Source organism: Candidatus Accumulibacter cognatus, assembly GCF_000584975.1.
GTDB classification, from domain to species: Bacteria; Pseudomonadota; Gammaproteobacteria; order Burkholderiales; family Rhodocyclaceae; genus Accumulibacter; species Accumulibacter cognatus.
Map to the genome: position 1 here is coordinate 1 of NZ_JDST02000119.1, position 20,265 is coordinate 20,265.

Genomic DNA, 20,265 nt, shown 5'->3' on the forward strand with positions numbered 1-20,265 from the left:
CACCGACCATATCTCGCCGGCTGGTTCGTTCGGCGAGAATACGCCGGCCGGGCAGTGGCTCACGCAGCAGGGAGTTTCTCGATGCGTCCGCGATCCTCGCCTACCTGCACAACGAACCAGGCTGGCAGGCGGTGGAACCCGGCATCCTCAACGCCCACGCCATCCCGGTCAACATCGCTGAAGTCGCCAGCAAGCTGATCGACCGGGGTGTGCCGCTGGACGATGCCTTGTCGTCGATTGCCATCCTCAAGCTCACCTTGTTGCCCTTTGCGGCGCAGGAAGCCTCCGAAACCGCATGGCTTCGACCACTCACTCAGCCACGCGGGCTGTCTCTCGGCGGCAATCACGCCTGTCTCGCCAGTGCGCGCCTTCATAGCATGGCGGGGCTTGCCGCCGCCCGGCCCTGGCTGGAATTCGCCACCGCCCTGCAACTCGATATTCACTGCATGCGCACGGATTCTGCCGCTGCTGGGCGCCGAGCACAGGCAGGCGAAGGCCTGTCCTCTACCTCATGACACTCCTGCCAGGAAACCTCGACGGCTCTCGATACGCTGCACCCACTGGCAGGCGCGGATCTGCGCGACGGGATGGCTCATGCATCGGAGTGACTCGGGCCGCTCGTCGCGTCGCACAGGCCAAGCCGCTGGGCGCTGAGCGCTGCCTGCGTACGATTGGTGACGCCGAGCGCGCGGAAGACCGCGCCGAGATGCGCGCGAACCGTGGCTTCGGAGATCCCCAGGCGGCGGGCGATGGTCTTGTTCGGCTCGCAGGCGCAAACTCCCTGCAGGACTTCGCGCTCGCGCACCGTCAGTGGACTGGCCGTCGTTCTCGGGGCGGTCGCCGGCGCCGGGTGCAAGGCCGGCGGCAGGTAGAAGCCACCGTCGGCGACGATGGCCAATGCGGCGGACAGGATCTCCCGTCGCGCCGACTTCGGGATGTAGCCGCTGGCGCCGGCGTCCATGCAGGCGCGGATGGTGGCGGCATCGTCGTCGGCGGAAACCACCACCACGGGAACTGCCGGATGGCGACGGCACAGCACTGCCAGGGCGGTACTGGCGTCGAGCCCAGGCATCTTGAGGTCGAGCAGCACCAGGTCGAAGGTATCGTCCTGCGCCAGTTGTTCGAGTGCCATCGCTGCGTCACCCGCCTGCTCGACCTGCGCCTCGGCAAACAGTTGCGCCACCAGCACTGCCAGCCCGTCGCGATAGATTGGGTGGTCTTCGATGATCAGGATCTTCTTCATGTCACGATGCTCCTTCCTGCCGCCTTGGAGCGCCCGCGCGAGGGGGAGATGGCGCCGCGACCGTTTCCGCGACCCGCGCAGTCAGCCAGTGCGCCCCCAGCGCCGCGCGCAACGCGGCAGGGCGAACCGGCTTGTGCAGCAGCACGACGCCATGCTCGCGGGCAAGACGGCGCGCGTCGTCGAGAGCATCGCCGGTGATCAGGATTGCCGGCAGCGTGGCGCGAAAACGCTGGCGTACCAGTCGAACCACATCCAGTCCATCCTCGCCGCCGGGCAGACGCCAATCGGTGACCAGTGCATCCGGCGCGGCGGGAATCGTCTCCAGCGCCTCGCGCACTGCTGCGGCGCTGGCGCAGGAGACGACCTGGCAACCCCAGGAGGCGAGCCAGCTGACCAGGGCGTCACGGGCGTGCGCATCGTCCTCCACGACGAGTACCTGCCGCTCTGGCCAACCAGGCGGCAAAGCCGCCTGGGCATCATTTACGGCCGGGGCAGCATCGGACAACGGTTCCGGAACAATCGCCAGCGGCACGCTGAAGCGGAACACGCTGCCGCGCCCGAGGCGTGAACGAAGCTCGATGGGGCAGCCGAGCAGCGCTCCCAGGCGGCGCACGATTGCCAGCCCCAACCCCAGGCCCTGGTCCGGGTCACGCTGCCGGTTGGCAACCTGGTAGAACTCGTTGAATACCGCACCCTGCTGCGCGTCGGCGATACCGATGCCGCTGTCCCAGACTTCGATGCGCAGCAGCGCAGCGCGCCGCCGGCAGGCGATGACGATGCCGCCGCGCAGGGTATAGCGCACCGCGTTGGCGAGCAGGTTGCGCAGGATGCGTTCGAGCAGCAACGGGTCGCTGCGGATCCAGACATCGCTGGCACGACAGCGCAGCGACAAGCCCTTGGCGAGTACCTCCGCGTTGAATTCGTCGGTCAATGCGAGCAGCAGCGGACGCAGTGCGAAATCAGTGCGCCGCGGTTCAATCGCGCCGCTGTCCAGCCTTGAAATGTCCAGCAACCCCGCGAATAGCGAGTCCAGTGAGTCGAGCACATGCGCCATGCGCGTGACAGTCTCTTGTGCCTGCAGGCTCAGCGACTGCCCCTGCAGCACATCGAGCAGCAGGCCGAGCGTGTGTACCGGCTGGCGCAAGTCGTGGCTGGCCGCAGCGATGAAGCGCGACTTGTCGAGGTTGGCCCGTTCCGCTTCGCGGGTGCGCTGCTCCAGCGCCCCCGCGAGCCGTCGGTTCTCGTGACCGATACGCAGCGATCGATGTGTCGCTGCGGCAAGGCGTGACGCGAACAACGTCAGCACGAGCATCATCATCAGCGCACCGATACACAGCCCCAGGTTCATCGCACCGCCGAGCAGGACGCGGTAGACCGCAGTTGGCAGCAATGCACCGGCAATGAAGACTGCGTAGATCGGCAGACTCGCGCCGATGTTGGCAAGCACCGCTGCGGCGAGACTCAGCAGCAGCGCCAGAACGACCATCTCGGCTGGCCAGGGCGCCGGTACGAATAGCCAACCGGCGCCCCCCAGGACAGGCCGCTCGCACCGACCAGGACATACAGGCAATGCCGCCATCCCGCAACGCCGTCGAGCGCGGGCGGGTGGCGCCGGTAGAGGAAGCCAAACAGCAGCCCGAGGCCGAGGACGGTAGCGACCGCCATCACCCATTGCACGAGGTGGGGCGGCGAGGCCAGGAGCTGCAGGAGAACCGCAGACACGGCCAGCGGCACGAAGCCGCTGCCGAAACCCTCCGGCAAGCCGCGCGCGACCATGTCGAACACCTCGAACTCGACCAGTTCGTCGAGCGAGGGTTCACGCGAGTCGGGCGGAATCACTCGGACAGCAGTCGGGACGGACATGATCACCGGGCACCAACGAAGGTCGGACGGGATGACAAGGTAGTTGCTTTGTCGTACGACATAAAGTGGATTGGCACGAGTGGGCGCAAAGGTGCAAAGTCGCGATGCGCAGGCGGGCCTGGGAGTGGCCGGCGCGCCAGCCACGCTTCGAACGCGCGGTGCTTGACGATTACGCGCGCCTGGCGCGCCCAGGCCCTCAGCCGCAGATGGTCCCATTCGTTCATCGATGTCAAGCAAGTCAATAAGGAGTCAATCATGAGCCTTTTGCAAAACTCCCCGGTGGGCCGGGCGGATGTGGCATGGCTCGCTCTGGACGAGCGACCGGCGCCTCCACCCAGGTCGAACCGATCGAACCAATCCTGTACCAAGAACGAGCGCATGCCCCCACCGACCCTGCCGGGTCGCACCGTGTTGCTCGCAGGGCTGCTGGTGCTTGCCAGCCGGCGTTGGCCGAAGTCGACGTGCTGAGCATGAGCTCGGACGCGCGCTTCACCAGTGTGCTGAAGGCGCCACCGCCCTGGTCCAGTGCTTATTCGGTCGCCAGCGCGTCCGAGTGGATTGCCCTGGGTCGCCATGCGAAGACCGCCACGCCGGCTGGCCAGCCCGTGGGGTCACCCTTCAGCGTCGACAACGTACAGGCCTGGGCCGACTTCCAGCAGGAAGACGAAGGCAGCAGCTTCCACAGCTATGCCCGGCTCACCGGCAACTACCTGGACGCCGGGCCATGGAACTTCGCCCGCAACGAGATCTGGCTGACCAACCGCTACCTCGTTGAATATGATGCGTGGACCGGCCCGAGAATCAAATTCAATGTCACGCACGCCAGCCATGGCTTGCTGCTGGCGGGCGGTATCGCCTCCAACCTGAGGGCGCGCGCAGAAGAGCAGGTGTTCTGGGGCCTGCGCGTGCCGTTACCAGGCCTGGCAAAGCCCTACCTTCTCAAGGACGCCTGGTTTGGCAGTGCCGAAGTCACGCCGGACGGGCCACCCACGGCCACGGATGACTGGCGCACTCGCTGGTTCACCACCAGCCGTGAATTCGACTACGGCGTGTTGGACGGCATGGAGTTGAGCGTGCTGCTGGTAGGCAAACCCATCACGATGGACCTGGGCGACACGCTCTGGCTCGACGTCATCTTCCACGGCATCTACGAGGTGCGGGGCACCGCTGACACCGGCTACTTCTCGGCGGCGCTGGCCGACTTCAGCCACAGCGGCGCGCTGAGCTTCCAGGCTATCGACACCGACACCGGTCTGCCGGCGGACGGCCTGAAGTTCACGCTGCTGAGCCCGGTACCCACGGTGTCCGAGCCATCGGCCATCGCGATGCTGGGTCTGGGCCTGGCGCTGCTGGCCGGATGGCGAGCAAACGCCGGGCAGGGTGCCCGATACGGATGCCGCAGCATGCCGCCCCCAGCCCATCGCCAAGGATGGGTATTGCGGGATCTCTGGTCGTCTTGGCTAGCACGTACGCACCAGCAGAAGCCGCTTCCGCTCACGCAAACCCATTCACCTGCGCAGACATGAGTTGAACTTCGGCGAACTGCCTGGAGTACCCGCGGGAAGCACGACCGACTAACCTGCCCTGCGGTTGTAATGGAAACGGACAAAGGATTCCGCCGCTGCCGGAGGGCTGTAGTAGTAGCCCTGGATGGCATGGCAACCGTGCGCTTCGAGGTAGTCGAGCTGGGCGATGGTCTCGACTCCTTCGGCGATGACTTCCATCTTCAGGCTGGTCGCCATGGCCACGACGGCATCGACGATGGCGGCATCGTTACTGTCATTGGCAAGGTCGCGTACGAAGGAGCGGTCGATTTTCAGGCGCGTCACCGGAAATCGCTTCAGGTAGGCAAGACTCGAATAACCGGTGCCGAAATCGTCGATCGCCATTTTCACGCCTGCGGCGGCGAGTTGGTGCAAGACTGCCGTCGCCTGTTCGGGATCGATCATCAGCATGCTCTCGGTCAATTCGAGTTCGAGGCTTGCCGGATCGATCCCGGAGGCGTGAATCATGGCCGAGATCCGTGCGCTCAAGTCCCGCTGTTGAAACTGCCGCGCCGACAGATTGACGCTGATGCGCAAACCGGGATGTCCGCCGAGCTGCCAGCGCCTGGCTTGGCGGCAGGCCTCGCCGAGCACCCATTCGCCGATCGGCACGATCAGCCCGGTCTCCTCGGCGATGGCGATGAAACGGTCGGGAGCAATCAGACCCCGTTGCGGATGCTGCCAACGAATCAACGCTTCCATGCCGATCACCTTGCCACTGCGGCAATCGACCTGCGGCTGATAATGAAGCAGGAACTCGCCTCGCTCGATCGCCAGACGCAGATCGTTCTCGATCGTGACCCGTTCCTGCACGCTCTGATTCATCGCCTGCGTGAAGAACTGGAAATTGTTGCGGCCACGTTCCTTGGCGTGATACATCGCCGTGTCGGCGTTGCGCAGCAGGGTTGCCGCGTCATCGCCGTCCTCCGGATAAACGCTGATGCCGATGCTCGGTGTCACGTGCAGCGAGCGGCCTTCGAGCAGGTACGGCGCGGCGACTACCTCCAGCACTTTCCTGGCGACCACGGCCACGCGTCTGATGGCCGCCAGTTCGGGGATGACGATGACGAACTCGTCGCCGCCCAGCCGCGCCACCGTCTCGGTCTGGCGCAACACCTCCGTCAGGCGCTGGGCGAGTTGCTCGAGCAGGCGGTCGCCGATGTCGTGTCCGAGCGTATCGTTGATCAGCTTGAAGTGATCGAGATCGAGGAACAGTACCGCCATGTGGTCGTGATTGCGTTTCGACTTGGCAATGGCCTGACGAATCCGATCGTCGAGCAGGGTGCGGTTCGGCAGCTTGGTCAGCGCATCGTGGTGGGCAAGGAAGTGGATATCCTGCTCCCACTGCTTGCGCTCACTGATGTCCAGGAAAGTCCCGGTGTAATGCGTCACTTCGCCGCCCGCATTGCGAACGGCGGTGATGGTCAGCCACACGGGAAAGATCTCGCCATTCTTGCGCAGGCTCCATACCTCACCGCGCCAGACGCCGACTTCAAGGATGCATTCCCACATCGCTTGATAGAAGTCGGTGTCGTGCCGCCCGGACGAGAAAATTTTCCAGCTCTGCCCGATCAGTTCATGCTCCGTATAACCCGAAAGAGCAAGCAGGGCCGGGTTGACCGAGAGAATGCGCTCCTCGGCGTCGGTGATGCAGATGCCTTCGGCACTCGCCGAAAACACGGTCGCCGCAAGACGCTGCGCTGCCTCGGCGCGACGCTCCTCGCCAATGCGCCAGATTTCCTGACTGATCAGTTGCAGGGTCTCGATCTCCAGCGGCGTGTAGGGTTCGGTCTTGTTGCCGATGCCAGTGATCAGCCGCACCTTGCCGTTGGCGATGACCGGCACGCAGACCAGCCGAAGCAGTGGCGAATGCCCTTGCGGCAGACCACGACGGCCCTCCGCTGACCCATAGTCGTTGCAGACCATCGGCTCGCGGCGGTGGACGACATCGGCCCAAATACCGGCCTGGCTGATCGGATAATGTTTGTCGAAAGCTGCCGTACAGTATTCGTCGAGCGTGCGCCGCGACCACGCCGCAAACTCGATCGTCTCCTGATCGTCAGCAACGAAATGGACAAAAGAGATCGCGCTGCCGGTCAAGCGCTCGACCACTTCGAGGCAGTACGGCATGAATTCGGCTTCTGACATCCGCTCGGCGGCGCGCAGCATTTCGTGCAGCGCCGTGGCGCGTGCCGCCTGCAGGGCAAGGAGTTCATCCGCCCGTCGCTGTCTTTCTTCGGCACGCTGGCGCTCGGTAATGTCGGTCAGGATGCAGTGCGAGCGCGCCAACCCCTGCCGATCATGAGTGATCCGGCCGTTGATGAGCACAGTACGCATTTCACCGTCTTTGCGCCGCAGATCGAACAGCGAGCCTTCGCTATGGTCGGCAGCGACGAATTTCGGGAAGTTCTCGGCAAGCACCGGCAGTGAACGATCCTCAAGGAAATCGGTAATCGGACGCCCGAGCACCTCGTCACGGGCATATCCGCCAAGCAGGGTGAGCCAGGCCTCATTGACATCGAGAATTGCCACATCCATGTCCAGCGACTGGTAGGGCAGAGGCGCCTGGCGAAACAGCTCCCGGTAATACTCTTCCGATGCGGCGAGCTGCTCGGCTGCCGCTCGTTCGGCGGTGACATCGCGGCCAATGCCTGAAAAGCCTGCGATGGCGGCGTTGCCATGGGTATCCGCATGGTCGGCGACGATGTTCCACTGCAGCAGGTGCACCGCACCATGGCGCGCAGTCTGCCGGACCTCGAACTGCAAGGCCGGGCCATCGGTTTCCCTCCATGTGAAAAAAGCCTGTCGGGTGCGCTCGCGATCATCGGGGTGGACGAAATCAAAGGCAGACAGTCCGAGACAGTCAGCGGCCGGCAGGCCTAAATAGGTCTCGGCCATGTAATTGACGAAATACAGTCGCCCCTCGCGATCGACGCGAATGATCAGGTCGCGGGTATTCTCGACGACACCGCGGTATTTGGCCTCGCTCTCGCGCAGCAGCGCTTCCCGTTCGAGCACAGCCTGTGCCATGCGGCGCATGCTTTGCGCCAGCTTCTCGATCTCGTCGGTACCCGAAGGTGGAATCTGCGCGTGGTAATTGCCATCGGCCACCGCTTCCAGGTGTCTGGCGAACTGGCCAAGCCGCATCGTCATCCGCCGGCTCGCCAGCACTGCCGCAATGACTGCCAGCAGCAGCGCCAGCAGACTGCCGAAGGCTAGCGACCACAGTGTCGAACGGAAGGTGGCAAAGGCCTGCTCGGTCGGCTGCGCGATCAGCGCCGTCCAGCCGGCCTCGTGGATTGGCGTACTGCTGCCGATGTAGTCGATGCCGTCCAGACGGAATCGCGCGGTTTGCAGCGAGGCCGCACCACCCCCACTCAGTGGTGGCAGGTGGCTGAGGTTTTCCTGACGCAGGGCACGCTCGGCGTCAGGATGTCCGACGACATTGCCGCGCCGGTCGACGATGACCGGCAGCACATCGGCGGCGCTGGCGAGCAATTCGGCAAAGCGCGAAATTTCCTGCAGATTGAGTTCGCCCACCACGACGCCTTCCCTGGGTGCCGCAGTGGCCAATTCCATTGAGATTGTCAATGGCATGGCCAGCGCCACCACGATGTGTCCACTGGACGACAGATAGGTATCAGACCACACTGGACGCTGCTGCACACGTGCCGCGTGCACAAAGCGGCGGCCAGAGAAATCGACGCCGAGCTGGTTGTCGCGCAAGGCACGGCGAGCCTTCGGCAAGCCGACTTCGAGAACCCGATCGGCGCCATCGACGACGTAGATCGACTCGATGGCGCCATCCGCCTGGGCCAGGGTATCGAGCATGACGCGCAGTTCGGCGGTGTCCATCCTCGGCTGGCTGCCGACATCGTCAGCCAGGAGGGCAAGATTAGAAGAAAATTCCGCTAGAAAAGCATCGATCTGCGTCGCAGTCGTTGTGCCGAGCGCACGGTTCTGGGCCTCCACACCAGCGTTGAGACGCGGCAGGAGAACACCGAGCAGCACTGCGATGAGCGTCAGGATGGCCAGCGCGACCAGCGACGACAGTCCAAGCGACAACCAGAATCGTAGTGAACGTGACATTATTGCCCTGGTCTCGTCGTTCCTGGAGGTTGGTCAATGCAGGCGCACAAAGGAGCCATCACGGATGGTGGTCAGATAGGTCTCACGAGCTGCATCGCCAGTGGCATCGAAACGTATCTCCGACTGGGCTCCAGAAAACACGCCGCGCACAAGAATGACCTGCTTCAGGGTTTGACCGGGCTGTCTCGCGACGAGTGCATCGAGCACCACGTTCGCCGCGTCGAAGGCGGTGAGGCCGCCAAATCCCGGCTCCTGGCCGAAGCGCTCGACGTAGCGCCTGCGAAAGGCCACATAAGCGGGCTGTGTGCTGTCGCGATCGACAAATTGTGCGATCATGACGCCTTCGACCGCCTTGCCACCCAGTTCGATCAGACGCTCTGTGGCAGCCCACTCCGAGGTGCCAATGCGTACGACGCCATCACGCTTGCGAATCTGCTGGGCGAGTAGAGCGGCATCGACCGAATTGGCCAGGATCAACACAAGCTCCGGTTTGGCACTGAGAAGACGCCCCGCCAGGTCAGCAAACGAGGTTTCCTCGCTGGAACTGAAAGGAACGGTGATGTTGAGCGTGCCACCAGCCGATTCGAAGGCGTGGCGATAGTCCGCCAACCAGCCTTCGGTATAGGCCCGATTGCGCAGATCATAGGCGACCGCGACACGTCGGAGTCCCAATCGTTCGAAGTGATCAGCAGCGCTGATCCGCGCGTATTCGGCGGTCGAAGCGATGACCCGCAGGAAGTGATCGTCAATCCCGGTCAGCGTCGTTGTCGTCACCGTCGGGCTGAGCATCACCAGTTCGGCTTCGTTGACCAGCGGCACCGTAGCCACCGCCATGGCGCTGGTCATCGGCCCGATGATCGCCTCGACCTTGCGCTCCAACAGGCGGCCGACGGCCTTTCTGGCAAGATCCGGGTCCTGCTTGTCGTCCTCGACCAGCAGTTCGACCACCCGGCCGTTCACACCACCGCTGCTGTTGCGAATTTCGACGGCCAACATTGCGCCATTCCGGCCGGCAATTCCCAGGTCGGCCACCCGACCCGAGAGACCGCCGAGGAAGCCCAGGCGTAGCGGCTCCGGCGGTACACAGCCAGCCAATGCGCCACCAATCGCAAGCAGGGCCGCAACAAATTGCCACAAGCGTGGAAGCGAACTCTCTACAGCCAAGGATCGATCCTCTCGACATCCGTCGAAACAGGTAGCGCTGACAAGGCGCTTCACGCTGCAGTCTGATAGCCTGAAGTTATCCGGAACATTATGCAGAATCTCGGGCTTGATGTCCAAGAATAGGGCGAATGAATGTTGGGTGGATCCCTTGAGATGGTTCCCTGACGCCCTTGCTCACGAAGGTGAAGGCAAGGTTTCGTAGAGTACCGCTGCGCGCCGCCGAAACCACTCAGATGCAGAGCAGGCCGTCGAGGGGTGAGGGGAAGCAGGGACGTGTTCTATGCCCCATCACCTCATTCAGGCCAAAGCAGTCTGCTCTCTTCGCTCCTGTACTGCCACAGGGATTTCACGACGATGAGCATGAATCGTCGATGATCAGCGCTGATCTCCGGCAACACATGCGTCGAACATATGGATTTCCGATGCGGTTCGGATCGGCTTGAACGACTGCTTCCCCTTCGGGTGAATCTACCTTTTTCCCTCACTGGCCGACCTGCCGTCGACGTTCTGGGAACTGATGCTGCCAGATCTGACATCCACCGTACGCTGCCTGCCCTCGATGCTGCTCGCAATCTCATTGAGCGCCAGACGGCCGGGCCAGTCCACGCCATTGCCGGTACGGACCTGAACAACGGGGACGGGGAACAAGGCTGGCGGTTTGCTCGTATCCGATGGCGGAGCGCACTGCCCATGCTGCAGTTCCTTACCATCCCTTTCCGAACAGGTCGGTTTCGCCGGCTGACAACGTCGATCCGAGTACTCGACTCGGCCATTGACCTCGCATCTGAACAATGAACCGGCAACGGCCAGTTGGCAGATTTGCAACCCTAGACATACCACGCAGATAGCCCGCAATTTCATCGACAACTCCCATGTCCACCCATAGACCGACTACGGAATTGATCTTCACACACCTTGACCATCCGCCCAGTGTCGAAAATCACGATCCGGGCTGGTTAATGTGAAAGTCTCGTCAGCGACGTACGAGTCTGCGCTCCGACACACGGAAGAGGAATACCGGGAAAATACAGGGTGGATGGGTAAGTCAGACGGGTCTTCCCTCGCAGATCTTTAAGTGCTTGAAAACATTAATTTGAAAGAAGCGACCCAGAAGGCGAACGAAGGCCTGACCACCATGGGTCATGCAAATGGGTTGGCGCGAATCAAGCGGCTGCGGGGATGAAGCCGAAGCGAGTCAAAGCCTTGATCCAGCGAGAAGCGTTGCGCTCTGCACGGTGAGCTGCTCATAGTGGGTGGCGGAATCCCGATAATATTCGCCCCGCTTGAGCATGAAAAAGATGGTGCGCAACATTTTGTGAGCCACAGCGACGATGGCTCGTTTGTAACCGCGGCGAACTATCCGCGACTGGAACTTGAACTGAAACGCCGACTTTGTGCATCTGGCGGCGTGAGCGAACTCACACAGGCGTCGGCGAACGTAGGGATTGCCCTTGCGGATATGCCCCGACTTGCGCTTTCCCGCCGACTCGTGGTTACCCGGACAGATACTGACCCAGGAAGCCAGGCGGTCTGAGGTACCGAAAACGCTCATGTCGCTGCCGCTTTCGACCAGCAGCATGGCCGCGCCGATGACATTGACACCCGGCAAGGTTTGCAGCAGTGCCAGTGCATTTTTCTCGCTCGCCAACTCAGAGAGCAGTCGCGCATCGAAACGGGCGATGCGCGCTTCCAGTTCTTCGATAGGCCGCAACAGTTCGTCGAGAACGAACCCATGGCTCGCGGTCAATTCGCCCTGGAGGGCATCGTACAATTCCTCGCGGCTGGCTTTGAGACGTCGGCTGGCGAGATTGAGCACCTCATGCGGAGGCTGGCCGTCGAGAATCGCCTTGATCATGGCGCGTGCCGACTGGCCATGGAGATCACTGACGACCACGCCCAAGCGAATGCCTGCATCGGAAAGCACTTTGTGCATGCGGTTCTCTTTGTGCATGCGGTTCTTCTCGGAGGTAAGCAGACTGACCAGCTTCTGTCGTTGCCGGGAGATCACACGGAGTTCACGCAGTTTGGCCGATGGCACGAAGGACCCACGCAGCAGACTGGCACGCGCCAGGGTTGCGAGCCACTGGGCGTCGCAGACATCGGTCTTGCGCCCAGGCACCTGCTTGACGTGACGGGCATTGACCACCTTCACCCGGATGCCCACCCCCTCCAGCGCCGCATAGGGGCTCTTCCAGTAGATGCCCGTGCTTTCCATGACCACTTCGTCGGGATTCAGCGCCGCCGCCCAAACCGCCAGTGCCCGCCGGTCCTTTTTGAAGGCCCCAAATTGATGCTGCTCGATGCGTGTCTCGCCATCCGCTTCCTCAAGGATCGCGCATGCTGTGATCTGAGCCTGATGAACGTCGAGCCCGATGACTCGTTTGTGAATGGAAACCATTTCGATACCGTCTCCTTTCGCTATACATTCAAAGGCGGGAAGCGGTGGGTGCCAGAACCGAAATTGCCTGAAGGCGACCAGTCGCCAGCGGCCCTTTTAATGTGTGCGCTCGATGGCAGCAATCCGGGGTACGAGTCGGTTCAGCGGGTCACGTTAGCTTGCGGGGTCAAACCGCCAAAATGTTGCGCGACATCTCCCCGCCGCTTCCCCACTTGAATCTTCTTTCATCATCCAGGGTGGCCGCAACTGCAATGGCCGTTAGCACCTTTACATGCCTAAAAATGATCTAAATCTTTGAAATTATTAGAGCGAAGGTGGGGAAAGATCCGTCAGAATGCAACTTGCCTATGGCCACTATGCGCCGCGAGCAGACACCTGAAGTCGGTACATCAGGCCCCCGGAACGAAAAACGATTTGCCCATTTAATTGTTCCAGGATCATTTCCGCCTTGACTGCAGCAGACTGCACTTGGTGTTGTGCAAAGGTCTTGCTCGAATAGACCCGCAGTTCGCCGTTACCGGGAATGTAGCCGACAATGCCACTACCTGTGGAAGCGGCATTGATGAAAGTCTCCTCCGTGTGCTCCTGCTCGATGGCGCGCCATTGGCCGGCTTCGAGACGACACAGATAACGCGAGACCAACGCTGTCCGCGGATCCTGCGCCAGAACGATGGCGAAGATGCCGTTGTCGGAAAAGACGTCGAGGATCTTCTGAGCACGCAGGAACGCCGCAGGAAAGATGTTGACCTGGTCGGCGACGGTCAACAGATAAGGCTGACCGAGGTAATTCGATAAACCGGCTGTACGGAAAAACACCGTCGCGTTGGCCATTACCGGCCAGGAGGTACGTACGATTCCGGCTTCGTCGAGTTCGATCAAACCGCGGTCCGAATCATTGACCACGGCAAACAGCCTGCCGCCGATACGCAACATACGGTCATGGGCGACGTACGTTGCGGGAAATCCGGCCGCTGGCGGCAGGGGTGAAGATAGTTGGGTCACCGACACGACCGCATCGCCATGGTAAGTACGGCGATATCCTGGCGACGCCAAGCCAGTGTCATCGAGTGTCGCTGGCGGTAGCGTACGCACCCCCTCCTGAAAGGTCGCCCGATACCATTCGCGCAGCCTGGTCGGAACCTCGTCCAGGCTTCTGACAGCAGAATTCAAGCGGACTCCGGCATCGAAGATCGACGCGTTCGCGATCATTCTCTCGACCAGCTTGCCCCGACCGAACGCCGGGTGGATGCCTTTATACGGATGGATCCCGATGAAGATCTGGAAGGTGACGATGCCCCAGGCAAACCAGTCCGTATATTCCGAGAATTCGGTCGCTGACCAGTCCCGAATCGACGGCATCAGGGCGCTCGCCTGGTAAGGGCCGACCTGCCACGAATCGATATCGATCACCCAGGGAGTGGTGCCATCGACCAACCAGTTAAACTCGTTGGCATCCACCAGCAATGCCTGGCGCGAATGAGCAAAACTGACGATCTCGCGCATGGCGAGGACGGTTTTCGTGGTTTCCGCGGCACCGAAGTGGTTGGCTTTGCGCCACGCTTCGGCGAACAGGTTCGGAAGCGAGGTGCCATGGCGACGTTCCATCCAGTAGCCGACGAAGCCTCCCTGCTCGTCGCGTAGCGCGCCACGTGGGTGGACCACGCCAGGATGGGCGAATGCTTGCAACAGACGGATCTTTTCCGAAAGATCACGCGGTTGATGATAGAGCTTGTACGCCTCGCCGCCTTTTGCATACACCGAACCCTCTCCACCGGAAGCCACGAGATGGCAGGCGTCGAGGATGACCGTTCCCCTGTTTTCAGCGATCAGTTTCATGGTAAGCCGCCACGGCAATGTCGTCAGCCGGCGGCATGCCTTTCAGGGCACGCAGCGCACGGCGTTTGAGAAAACTGCCGGCGAGAGTCTTGTACGCCGTCAGTTGCGACACGGCATCGACCACCCCGGTATGATCGAGTTGTAGCATCCCGTCGGTGGCGATCAGGAATTTCCGAGGTTTCGCGGCTTTCCAGTGCAGGCCACCGGACAAGGCTTGCGTTTCCCCGTCGTGACTCTCGATCATTCCCGTCAGACCGGGGTGGCCCTCCAGGAGGTAGACCGGGTACAGCGGGATGTTCCCGTCCCACTGCACCACTTTCAGAACCTTGCTGCCATCCGGGTACTCGGCGTAGAGCACGCCATCCCCCCAGAGCCAGGCATCGACCTCGCCGTTTCGCTCGACGAAGCCGCCGACGGTCGTCAGGAGGTCGGCATGGCTGGCATACCCTTGTGACAAGGTGGCGCGCAGGCTGGCAAGCAGCTGGCTCTCGACCTCCTCGACCGCGACTTGCTGCATGGCGCGCAGCATCGCCATGGCCACCAGACGCGCCCCGATGTCGGGGCGACCGGCCGAGTTGCTGCAGCCGTCGGCGACCACTCCGTAACATCCACTGGTGCTGCTCTCGTGCGTGGCATAGTCCTGGCAGGGCTCGGCAGCCAGAGCATGCGCAGACCCGATGGCAAAGTAGCTGTCGACTCCCATCGCCCGCGCCTCAGAACACCAGAGCCAAGCTCGGACCACCGGTCCCCAGGCTCTGCGATTGTGAGGAGATCGAGTGGCTGACGAATCTCGCCAGCTTGGCCAGCGTACCGGGAGTGGCATCGGCGACGTCCACATACTGGTCGACCCCGGCCTGGGCTGTAAAGCTTTGCAGTTGCAAGCGATACTGGGCCGCGTTGATGCCGATCAGGACGACCCGGATCGATTCGAGCCACTCTGCGCTCACCCCTGCAAGCACTTCTCTGGCGATGTCTTTCGGGCCATACGAGGTCGATGCGTTATCGTCCCCGTCGGTAATGACGAAGACGATGGCATTGACACCGAAGTCGGCGTCCGCAAGTTTTTTCGCGTAGGCATTAGTCGCCGAGACAGCGGCCATGGTCGCGTCGTAGAGGGCAGTCATGCCGCTGGTGGTGGGGACAACATAGGCGGCAGGATCAATCGAGGAGAGTTCGGCAAAACCGTGGATCTCCGTGACACGGGTATTGAACTCGAGCTGCCGCAGCAGCAGGTAGGCAGCGCGCGGGCTTTTCTGGCATGCCTCGACGACGGCGCGTTTCATTGCCAGCAGTTCCTTCGCGAAATGACCGACGCTGCCGGTTCTGTCGGTGACCACGCTGACCAGGGTGTACTCGGTCGCCCCGAGCTTGTCCGGGCGTGTCGCGGAAAACGTGAATCCGGCGGCTTTTCCCGATTGCATGTCGATGAGTTTCATCCTCAGCTCCTTGTCTGGATTGTGGTATGCAGTAATCAGTAATCGGTCGATTTCATGACCCGCATGCCGCGAGCCGTCATCTCAGTGATGAAATCGGCGCCGAGAGACTCGAAGCCCGTCACCGGACTCGAGCAGTCTTCGAGCAGCACCAGCTTCCTGACGTTGTCGTCGCCAAAATTTGCGGCAATGTCGCGCACCGTGCTGGCCACGCAGTGCGACAGCGCTTCCCCGGCGATCAGAATCTGATCGGCGCGAGCGAGCGTGTCGATGAACCGGGTATTGACCAGGGTGGACGGGTCCGCAGCGTCAGGCACTTCTGCCTGAACGGCACTGTAATGTTCCGTAAAGGGATTCGATCCCTTGGTGACATAGTCTACGATTTCCATCCGGTTACGCGCCCAGCGGTTGAGTGCGCCCATCAGATCGACCTGGATGTTGTGTCCCCAGCTACCGATCAGACAGTGTTCGGGCCAGATCACCAGCGCATAACGCCCGGCCTGGCTCAATTGCCTGACGTAAGCTGCGCTGCGTGCCTGTGCGTCAGGATGACGCGCGCGCCATTTCCCGGCAACCATGTCGGCCTGGCTGATGACGGTAAACGGCAAAGGCGCATTCCCCAGCGAATCCACCCACCAGGAAGCGTGAGCGATATCCACCGGGTTGTGCGAATCCAATGTGACGTGGATGTCGTACAGACGAGCGGCGTGGGCATCGACAAATGCCGCCAGGCGTTGCATGTCAGCATTGGCGCCGGCAACCGGCAGCGCAGCACCCGCGATGTCGCAGAAGTCATTCTGCGGGTCAATGATGAGCAAGTGAGTCTTCTTCATAACGTTCTCCCGATGTTCGTGGCGTTTTGCCACTAAGCATAGTGTAGCAAGCATATTTGCTAAATGCAACTAACTCGGGTAAAATTTTTTCATCCTGAATCGCCGGAAAAACCATGGCCATGTACCCACCGATCATCGTCACCGTCGATGTGGTTCTGATGACCCTTTGTCTCGATGTGCTGTGTGTGGCGCTGATCCGGCGCCCGAACGCCCCCTTTGCCGGCGAGCTGGCCTTGCCTGGGGGATACGTCCATGCGCAGGAGGATGGGAATGCGGAGGATGCGGCCTACCGCATTCTGCGCGAGAAGATGGGCATCAAGCCGCCCTACCTCGAACAGCTTGCGACGTTTGCCGGAAATCAGAGAGACCCGCGCGGCTGGTCCGCGAGCATTGCCTATTTCGCCCTGGTATCGCCGACGACCGAGGCCACCTGGCAGCCGGTAAACGAGTTGCAAAAGCTCGCTTTCGATCACCCGGCGATCATTCAGGCAGCGGTCGACAGGTTGCGGAGCAAGTCGGCCTATTCCGTTCTGCCTGCTTACCTGCTGCCGGAAACCTTCACGCTAGCAGAACTGCAGAAGATCTACGAACAGGTGCTGGGATCACCGCTGGACAAGAGTTCCTTCCGGAGAAAGATCAAGGAACTCGATCTGCTCGATCAGGTCGCCGGCAGCTTTCAGGTCGGCAACCAGCGGCCCGCGCAGATTTACCGCCTGAAGAAGATGATGACCTTCGACAGAACCTTGAGTCAGTCGGCCCCTCGGAAAACCGGGCGGAGTGGGCAGTGAGGCGCCCGCGCCGGAGAAATTCGCCGGAGAAATCAACGTTTCTTGCGTTCCTCCCACTCCCACAGCAGACGTTCGGCTTCAGGACGCTGGCGCTCTTTCGTTTCCCCACTCGAATTCAATGGCGCAGCACCGGCCCGAGCTGCCTGCCGGTGTTCCCGGAACGCCTTTTTTAATTCAACCTGGCGAACCGCCTCCAAGGCCACGGCGCGCTCGGTGGCGATGGGCGCGTTGCGTTTTTGCAGGCCGCCCAAGGTGAGATAGTGGTCGATGGCATCCGGGAGCCGCTCCCATCCAGTAGACTCCCGGCGGCTATCCGGCCGGGAAAATTCGTTGATCAGCGGCAGATTGAGCACCGTATAGATCGGCGTCCACTGTTCTTCATCCCCCTGCCTCTGCCGTACCGAGAGTCAGGGATTGAACTGATACCAGCCCTGCGCGACGCGCATGAACAAGGCCCGGTTGTAGGCGTAATCGCGATGGATTTCGTTGCGGGCAAGCACGCCGGAAAGATGCTGGCGTTTGTTGCGTTCGGGACGGACGATATTGGCCGGCAGGTGCTGCCAGGCGCCGAGAATCGCCTGCGTATCGAAGGCGCCGTTGGCGCGACGCTGCCAGTGGGTGAAGCGTGACTTGAACAGCACCCACAGCGTCTGAAATATGAAGTATTCGGACAGATGCCGGTCGATGCGCACCAGTCGATCGCCGGTATTGACGTCGATACTCGCCGGCGCCAGCAGTTCATAGAGGGCGGCCAGCGGACCTCCAGCAAACCTGGCATCGCGGAAAGCCTCGCGCAAGGCCCAGTGCAGCGCATTGTAGCCATAGTGATCGACCGCCTCGCGGTTGGCGCCGCGTTCGAGCAGGGCTTCCACCAAGGGCACATTGCCGGTAACGGCTGCGGCCATCAATGGCGCCTGGTTCATTGGCAAGCGATGGTCGATGCCGTACTGCTCGCATTGCCTGAGAATATCCTTGAAATGGTGGGCAAAGTAAGGGATGTAGGTCTTGCGGCCGAAAGTCGCGCGTTGCTGCGAAAAATATTTCGCCGGCTCGAATCTGGTCTCGCACGCCAGCCATTCGGCCAGTTGCGGCTCATCATGACAAGTCGCGTATTCGTAGAGTTGCTGCTTCCATTTCGCGCCAGGTGCCTGTTCGCGAAACACCTTGACCAACAGTTCGATGACCTTGGTCTCCTCGAACACCGGCCAGGGTACCGGCACCTGCTTCAGAATTGTGCGACGGATCGCTTCGGCCTGTTCCTGCTTGCCTTGCAGCTCCAGCTTGCGCGCTCCTTCTGCCAGTCTCCTAGGGTCGATTGTCTGGCCTCGACCCTGACCTGGCCGAGGCTCAGGTCGAGCAGTGCGAAGAGTGGATGCGCGGTGTCCGACTCGATGATGTAGATGTTCCGGATGGCGCGCGTCAGCGCTACATAGAGGGCATTGACAAAAAATTTGTAGACTTCCAGCGACTTGTCGCTCTTATCCTTGGCCCGCCGGTAGTCCAAGGTTTCGACGGCCAGGTCGGCGCGGGCAACGCCCTCGACGATGTCGCTGAACTCGGCGCGATGGTCGGAAATGAAACGGTAGAGGATGATGTTCTCGTATTCGAAGCCCTTGGCTTCATGAATCGAGAACAGCAGCGGCGTGGCGAAGTACCTTCTCGCTTCCACCTTGTCCTCGTCGCGCATCACCAGCACGGCGAACTGGGTGGACTGGCGAATCTTCTGGTCGAGTTCGCGCTTGCCGAGCTCCTTGTCGGGCATCAGCGCAATCTGTCCAGTGTCGCTGCCCACCGCCTGAACCAGGAAGTTGCTCTCGCGGTCGATCGAGACAAAGCGCCTTTGCCTGATTTTCAGCAACTGGTTGGCGACCCGCGTGGCCTCCAGGCCGTTGCGGAAATTGGCCGTGAGCACGTGCAGTTCCTGCCGCTCGGCCAGCTTGGGGTCTTTCCAGAAAAGGCTCTTGACCTGACTCCAGGAAAAGAAGTTGGGATGGACGATCTGGTTGAAATCGCCGCAGAGCAGAAAATGGCCAGGTTCCCGCAAGGTCTTGAGAACCAGCGCCAGTTGCACGGTGGTGATGTCCTGCACCTCGTCGATGACCACGAAGTCGTAGCGTGGCGCGGCCAGCCGTTGCCAGTCCTGAGCAACGAGATTCAGGTCGTAGAGTTTCGCCTCGGCGAGCCAGTCGCGATATTTCTCGAACAGATCGTAAAGTTTGTCGCGCAGCTCGATGGGGAAGATCGACTGGCGTATACCGAGCGCCAGGTATTCATCGCGTGTGAGAACGCCGTCGGGAGCGGCCGCCAGAACGCCACGAATTTCTTCGAAGACCTGATGGCCGTCGAACTCCTTGAATGCCTGCCGCAGCCGCGCGAACCAGCCGGCAAAGTCGCGCCAGCCGGCTTCCCGGCCCGGCGGCACCCGGATCGACTCGACAAACTCGCGGTACGAGAGGAATACCGCTTCCTGAGCGGCGTGCTCGAAGCCGTTCGCGTAATAGAGAGCCCGGGCGCTCTGCGCAAGGTAGGCGGAGTGGGTGACATAGAGCATCTCGCCTTCTCCGTGCTTGAGCTTTTCCAGGGTCAGCGCGGTCTTGCCGCTACCGGCGCAGCCGACGACGATCAGCGGTGCCGGCCGGCGATAGATGGCCTCCTGGGTGTCATCGAAGGAGATTGGCTTGTCCAGCAGGTGAATCGTCGTACGCTCCGGGTGCAGGTAGCGTACCGGCTGCGCTTCCCTGATCGCTTCATCGACGCCAATCTCCGGAATCTTTTCGTCGTCGATTGCCGCCCCGCGCAGAAAGCGCGACTTGTCGTAATCGTGGTTACTGATCACTTCCAGCATCAGCGCGCAGCTTTCATCGCCGTAACGAATCAGGGTAAACAACACAACAGCCGGGCTGCATCATCGAGTTTGGCCCGGTAAAACCTGCCATGACTGAGATTGGCCAGCTTCTTGACCTGTGCGGCGCAAAAGTCATTGCGTGCGATGGCCTCCGCCACCTTGTGATATCTGGCCTTGACGCGGGACGTGTCGAGTCCGTTGTATTCGAGAACTGAAGTTTAGACACACG

Annotated in this window: 15 protein-coding genes and 1 pseudogene; 3 read left to right on the forward strand and 13 right to left on the reverse strand. The window is 61.5% G+C overall.

Going from position 1 to position 20,265, the window contains the following annotated elements; translation table 11 throughout:
- Positions 1 to 515, forward strand: a 515-nt coding sequence (locus tag AW06_RS21185; RefSeq protein WP_273704877.1) for a hypothetical protein, incomplete at its 5' end; no start/stop codon positions are given.
- A gap of 77 nt (positions 516 to 592) precedes the next feature.
- Here the strand turns inward: AW06_RS21185 and AW06_RS18510 are convergent.
- Genes AW06_RS18510 through AW06_RS18520 form a run of 3 tightly spaced genes read right to left on the reverse strand, consistent with a single transcriptional unit; the run spans position 593 to position 3,106 of the window.
- Positions 593 to 1,243 (reverse strand): response regulator transcription factor, encoded by a 651-nt coding sequence (locus AW06_RS18510; RefSeq protein WP_034953309.1) that lies wholly within the window; start codon positions 1,241 to 1,243, stop codon positions 593 to 595.
- 1 nt (position 1,244) lies between these two features.
- Positions 1,245 to 2,729, reverse strand: coding sequence for a hybrid sensor histidine kinase/response regulator (locus AW06_RS18515; protein WP_273704878.1), 1,485 nt, complete (start codon positions 2,727 to 2,729; stop codon positions 1,245 to 1,247).
- A complete protein-coding gene (locus tag AW06_RS18520; RefSeq protein WP_034953311.1) occupies positions 2,705 to 3,106 on the reverse strand; it encodes a hypothetical protein in 402 nt (133 codons plus the stop codon). The genes AW06_RS18515 and AW06_RS18520 overlap by 25 nt, the downstream gene beginning before the upstream one ends.
- A gap of 446 nt (positions 3,107 to 3,552) precedes the next feature.
- On the opposite strand from AW06_RS18520, the gene AW06_RS18530 reads away from it, so the two are divergent.
- Complete coding sequence (locus AW06_RS18530; RefSeq protein ID WP_138678916.1) at positions 3,553 to 4,632, forward strand: hypothetical protein; 1,080 nt, start codon at positions 3,553 to 3,555, stop codon at positions 4,630 to 4,632.
- A gap of 48 nt (positions 4,633 to 4,680) precedes the next feature.
- Here AW06_RS18530 and AW06_RS21190 read toward each other — a convergent pair whose 3' ends face one another.
- The 7 genes and pseudogenes from AW06_RS21190 to AW06_RS18570 form a co-directional block, all read right to left on the reverse strand.
- On the reverse strand, positions 4,681 to 8,739 hold the full coding sequence (locus tag AW06_RS21190; protein WP_273704879.1) for an EAL domain-containing protein: 4,059 nt from the start codon (positions 8,737 to 8,739) through the stop codon (positions 4,681 to 4,683).
- Between the two features lie 33 nt (positions 8,740 to 8,772).
- A complete protein-coding gene (locus tag AW06_RS18540; RefSeq protein ID WP_034953319.1) occupies positions 8,773 to 9,903 on the reverse strand; it encodes an ABC transporter substrate-binding protein in 1,131 nt (376 codons plus the stop codon).
- A gap of 1,163 nt (positions 9,904 to 11,066) precedes the next feature.
- A pseudogene (locus AW06_RS18550) lies at positions 11,067 to 12,307 on the reverse strand (IS110 family transposase).
- 348 nt (positions 12,308 to 12,655) lie between these two features.
- Complete coding sequence (locus tag AW06_RS18555) at positions 12,656 to 14,137, reverse strand: hypothetical protein (protein ID WP_034953325.1); 1,482 nt, start codon at positions 14,135 to 14,137, stop codon at positions 12,656 to 12,658.
- Entirely contained in the window at positions 14,121 to 14,840 is a 720-nt protein-coding gene (locus AW06_RS18560) for a protein phosphatase 2C domain-containing protein (RefSeq protein ID WP_034953327.1), read from the reverse strand. The genes AW06_RS18555 and AW06_RS18560 overlap by 17 nt, the downstream gene beginning before the upstream one ends.
- Before the next feature lie 10 nt (positions 14,841 to 14,850).
- Positions 14,851 to 15,573 (reverse strand): VWA domain-containing protein, encoded by a 723-nt coding sequence (locus AW06_RS18565; RefSeq protein WP_034953330.1) that lies wholly within the window; start codon positions 15,571 to 15,573, stop codon positions 14,851 to 14,853.
- Positions 15,574 to 15,608: 35 nt separating this feature from the next.
- Entirely contained in the window at positions 15,609 to 16,403 is a 795-nt protein-coding gene (locus AW06_RS18570) for an isochorismatase family protein (protein WP_034953332.1), read from the reverse strand.
- A gap of 113 nt (positions 16,404 to 16,516) precedes the next feature.
- Here AW06_RS18570 and AW06_RS18575 point away from each other — a divergent pair, with 113 nt between their 5' ends.
- The gene (locus tag AW06_RS18575; protein WP_324577405.1) at positions 16,517 to 17,191 is read left to right on the forward strand and encodes an NUDIX domain-containing protein; all 675 of its coding nucleotides are present in this window, start codon (positions 16,517 to 16,519) and stop codon (positions 17,189 to 17,191) included.
- Positions 17,192 to 17,223: 32 nt separating this feature from the next.
- On the opposite strand, the gene AW06_RS21195 is transcribed toward AW06_RS18575, so the two are convergent.
- Genes AW06_RS21195 through AW06_RS21205 form a run of 3 tightly spaced genes read right to left on the reverse strand, consistent with a single transcriptional unit; the run spans position 17,224 to position 20,078 of the window.
- A complete protein-coding gene (locus AW06_RS21195) occupies positions 17,224 to 17,544 on the reverse strand; it encodes a hypothetical protein (protein ID WP_273704880.1) in 321 nt (106 codons plus the stop codon).
- Positions 17,545 to 17,598: 54 nt separating this feature from the next.
- Positions 17,599 to 18,411 (reverse strand): ankyrin repeat domain-containing protein, encoded by an 813-nt coding sequence (locus AW06_RS21200; RefSeq protein ID WP_273704881.1) that lies wholly within the window; start codon positions 18,409 to 18,411, stop codon positions 17,599 to 17,601.
- Between the two features lie 5 nt (positions 18,412 to 18,416).
- Complete coding sequence (locus AW06_RS21205; RefSeq protein WP_273704882.1) at positions 18,417 to 20,078, reverse strand: AAA family ATPase; 1,662 nt, start codon at positions 20,076 to 20,078, stop codon at positions 18,417 to 18,419.
- Between the last annotated feature and the right edge of the window lie 187 nt (positions 20,079 to 20,265).

What these genes read in the sequence shown, in the direction of transcription:
- AW06_RS18510 (WP_034953309.1), bottom strand. Translation starts at nt 1,243, where the DNA reads ATGAAGAAGATCCTGATCATCGAAGACCACCCAATCTATCGCGACGGG.
- AW06_RS18515 (WP_273704878.1), bottom strand. Translation starts at nt 2,729, where the DNA reads ATGGTCGTTCTGGCGCTGCTGCTGAGTCTCGCCGCAGCGGTGCTTGCC.
- AW06_RS18520 (WP_034953311.1), bottom strand. Translation starts at nt 3,106, where the DNA reads ATGTCCGTCCCGACTGCTGTCCGAGTGATTCCGCCCGACTCGCGTGAA.
- AW06_RS21190 (WP_273704879.1), bottom strand. Translation starts at nt 8,739, where the DNA reads ATGTCACGTTCACTACGATTCTGGTTGTCGCTTGGACTGTCGTCGCTG.
- AW06_RS18555 (WP_034953325.1), bottom strand. Translation starts at nt 14,137, where the DNA reads ATGAAACTGATCGCTGAAAACAGGGGAACGGTCATCCTCGACGCCTGC.
- AW06_RS18560 (WP_034953327.1), bottom strand. Translation starts at nt 14,840, where the DNA reads ATGGGAGTCGACAGCTACTTTGCCATCGGGTCTGCGCATGCTCTGGCT.
- AW06_RS18565 (WP_034953330.1), bottom strand. Translation starts at nt 15,573, where the DNA reads ATGAAACTCATCGACATGCAATCGGGAAAAGCCGCCGGATTCACGTTT.
- AW06_RS18570 (WP_034953332.1), bottom strand. Translation starts at nt 16,403, where the DNA reads ATGAAGAAGACTCACTTGCTCATCATTGACCCGCAGAATGACTTCTGC.
- AW06_RS18575 (WP_324577405.1), top strand. Translation starts at nt 16,517, where the DNA reads ATGGCCATGTACCCACCGATCATCGTCACCGTCGATGTGGTTCTGATG.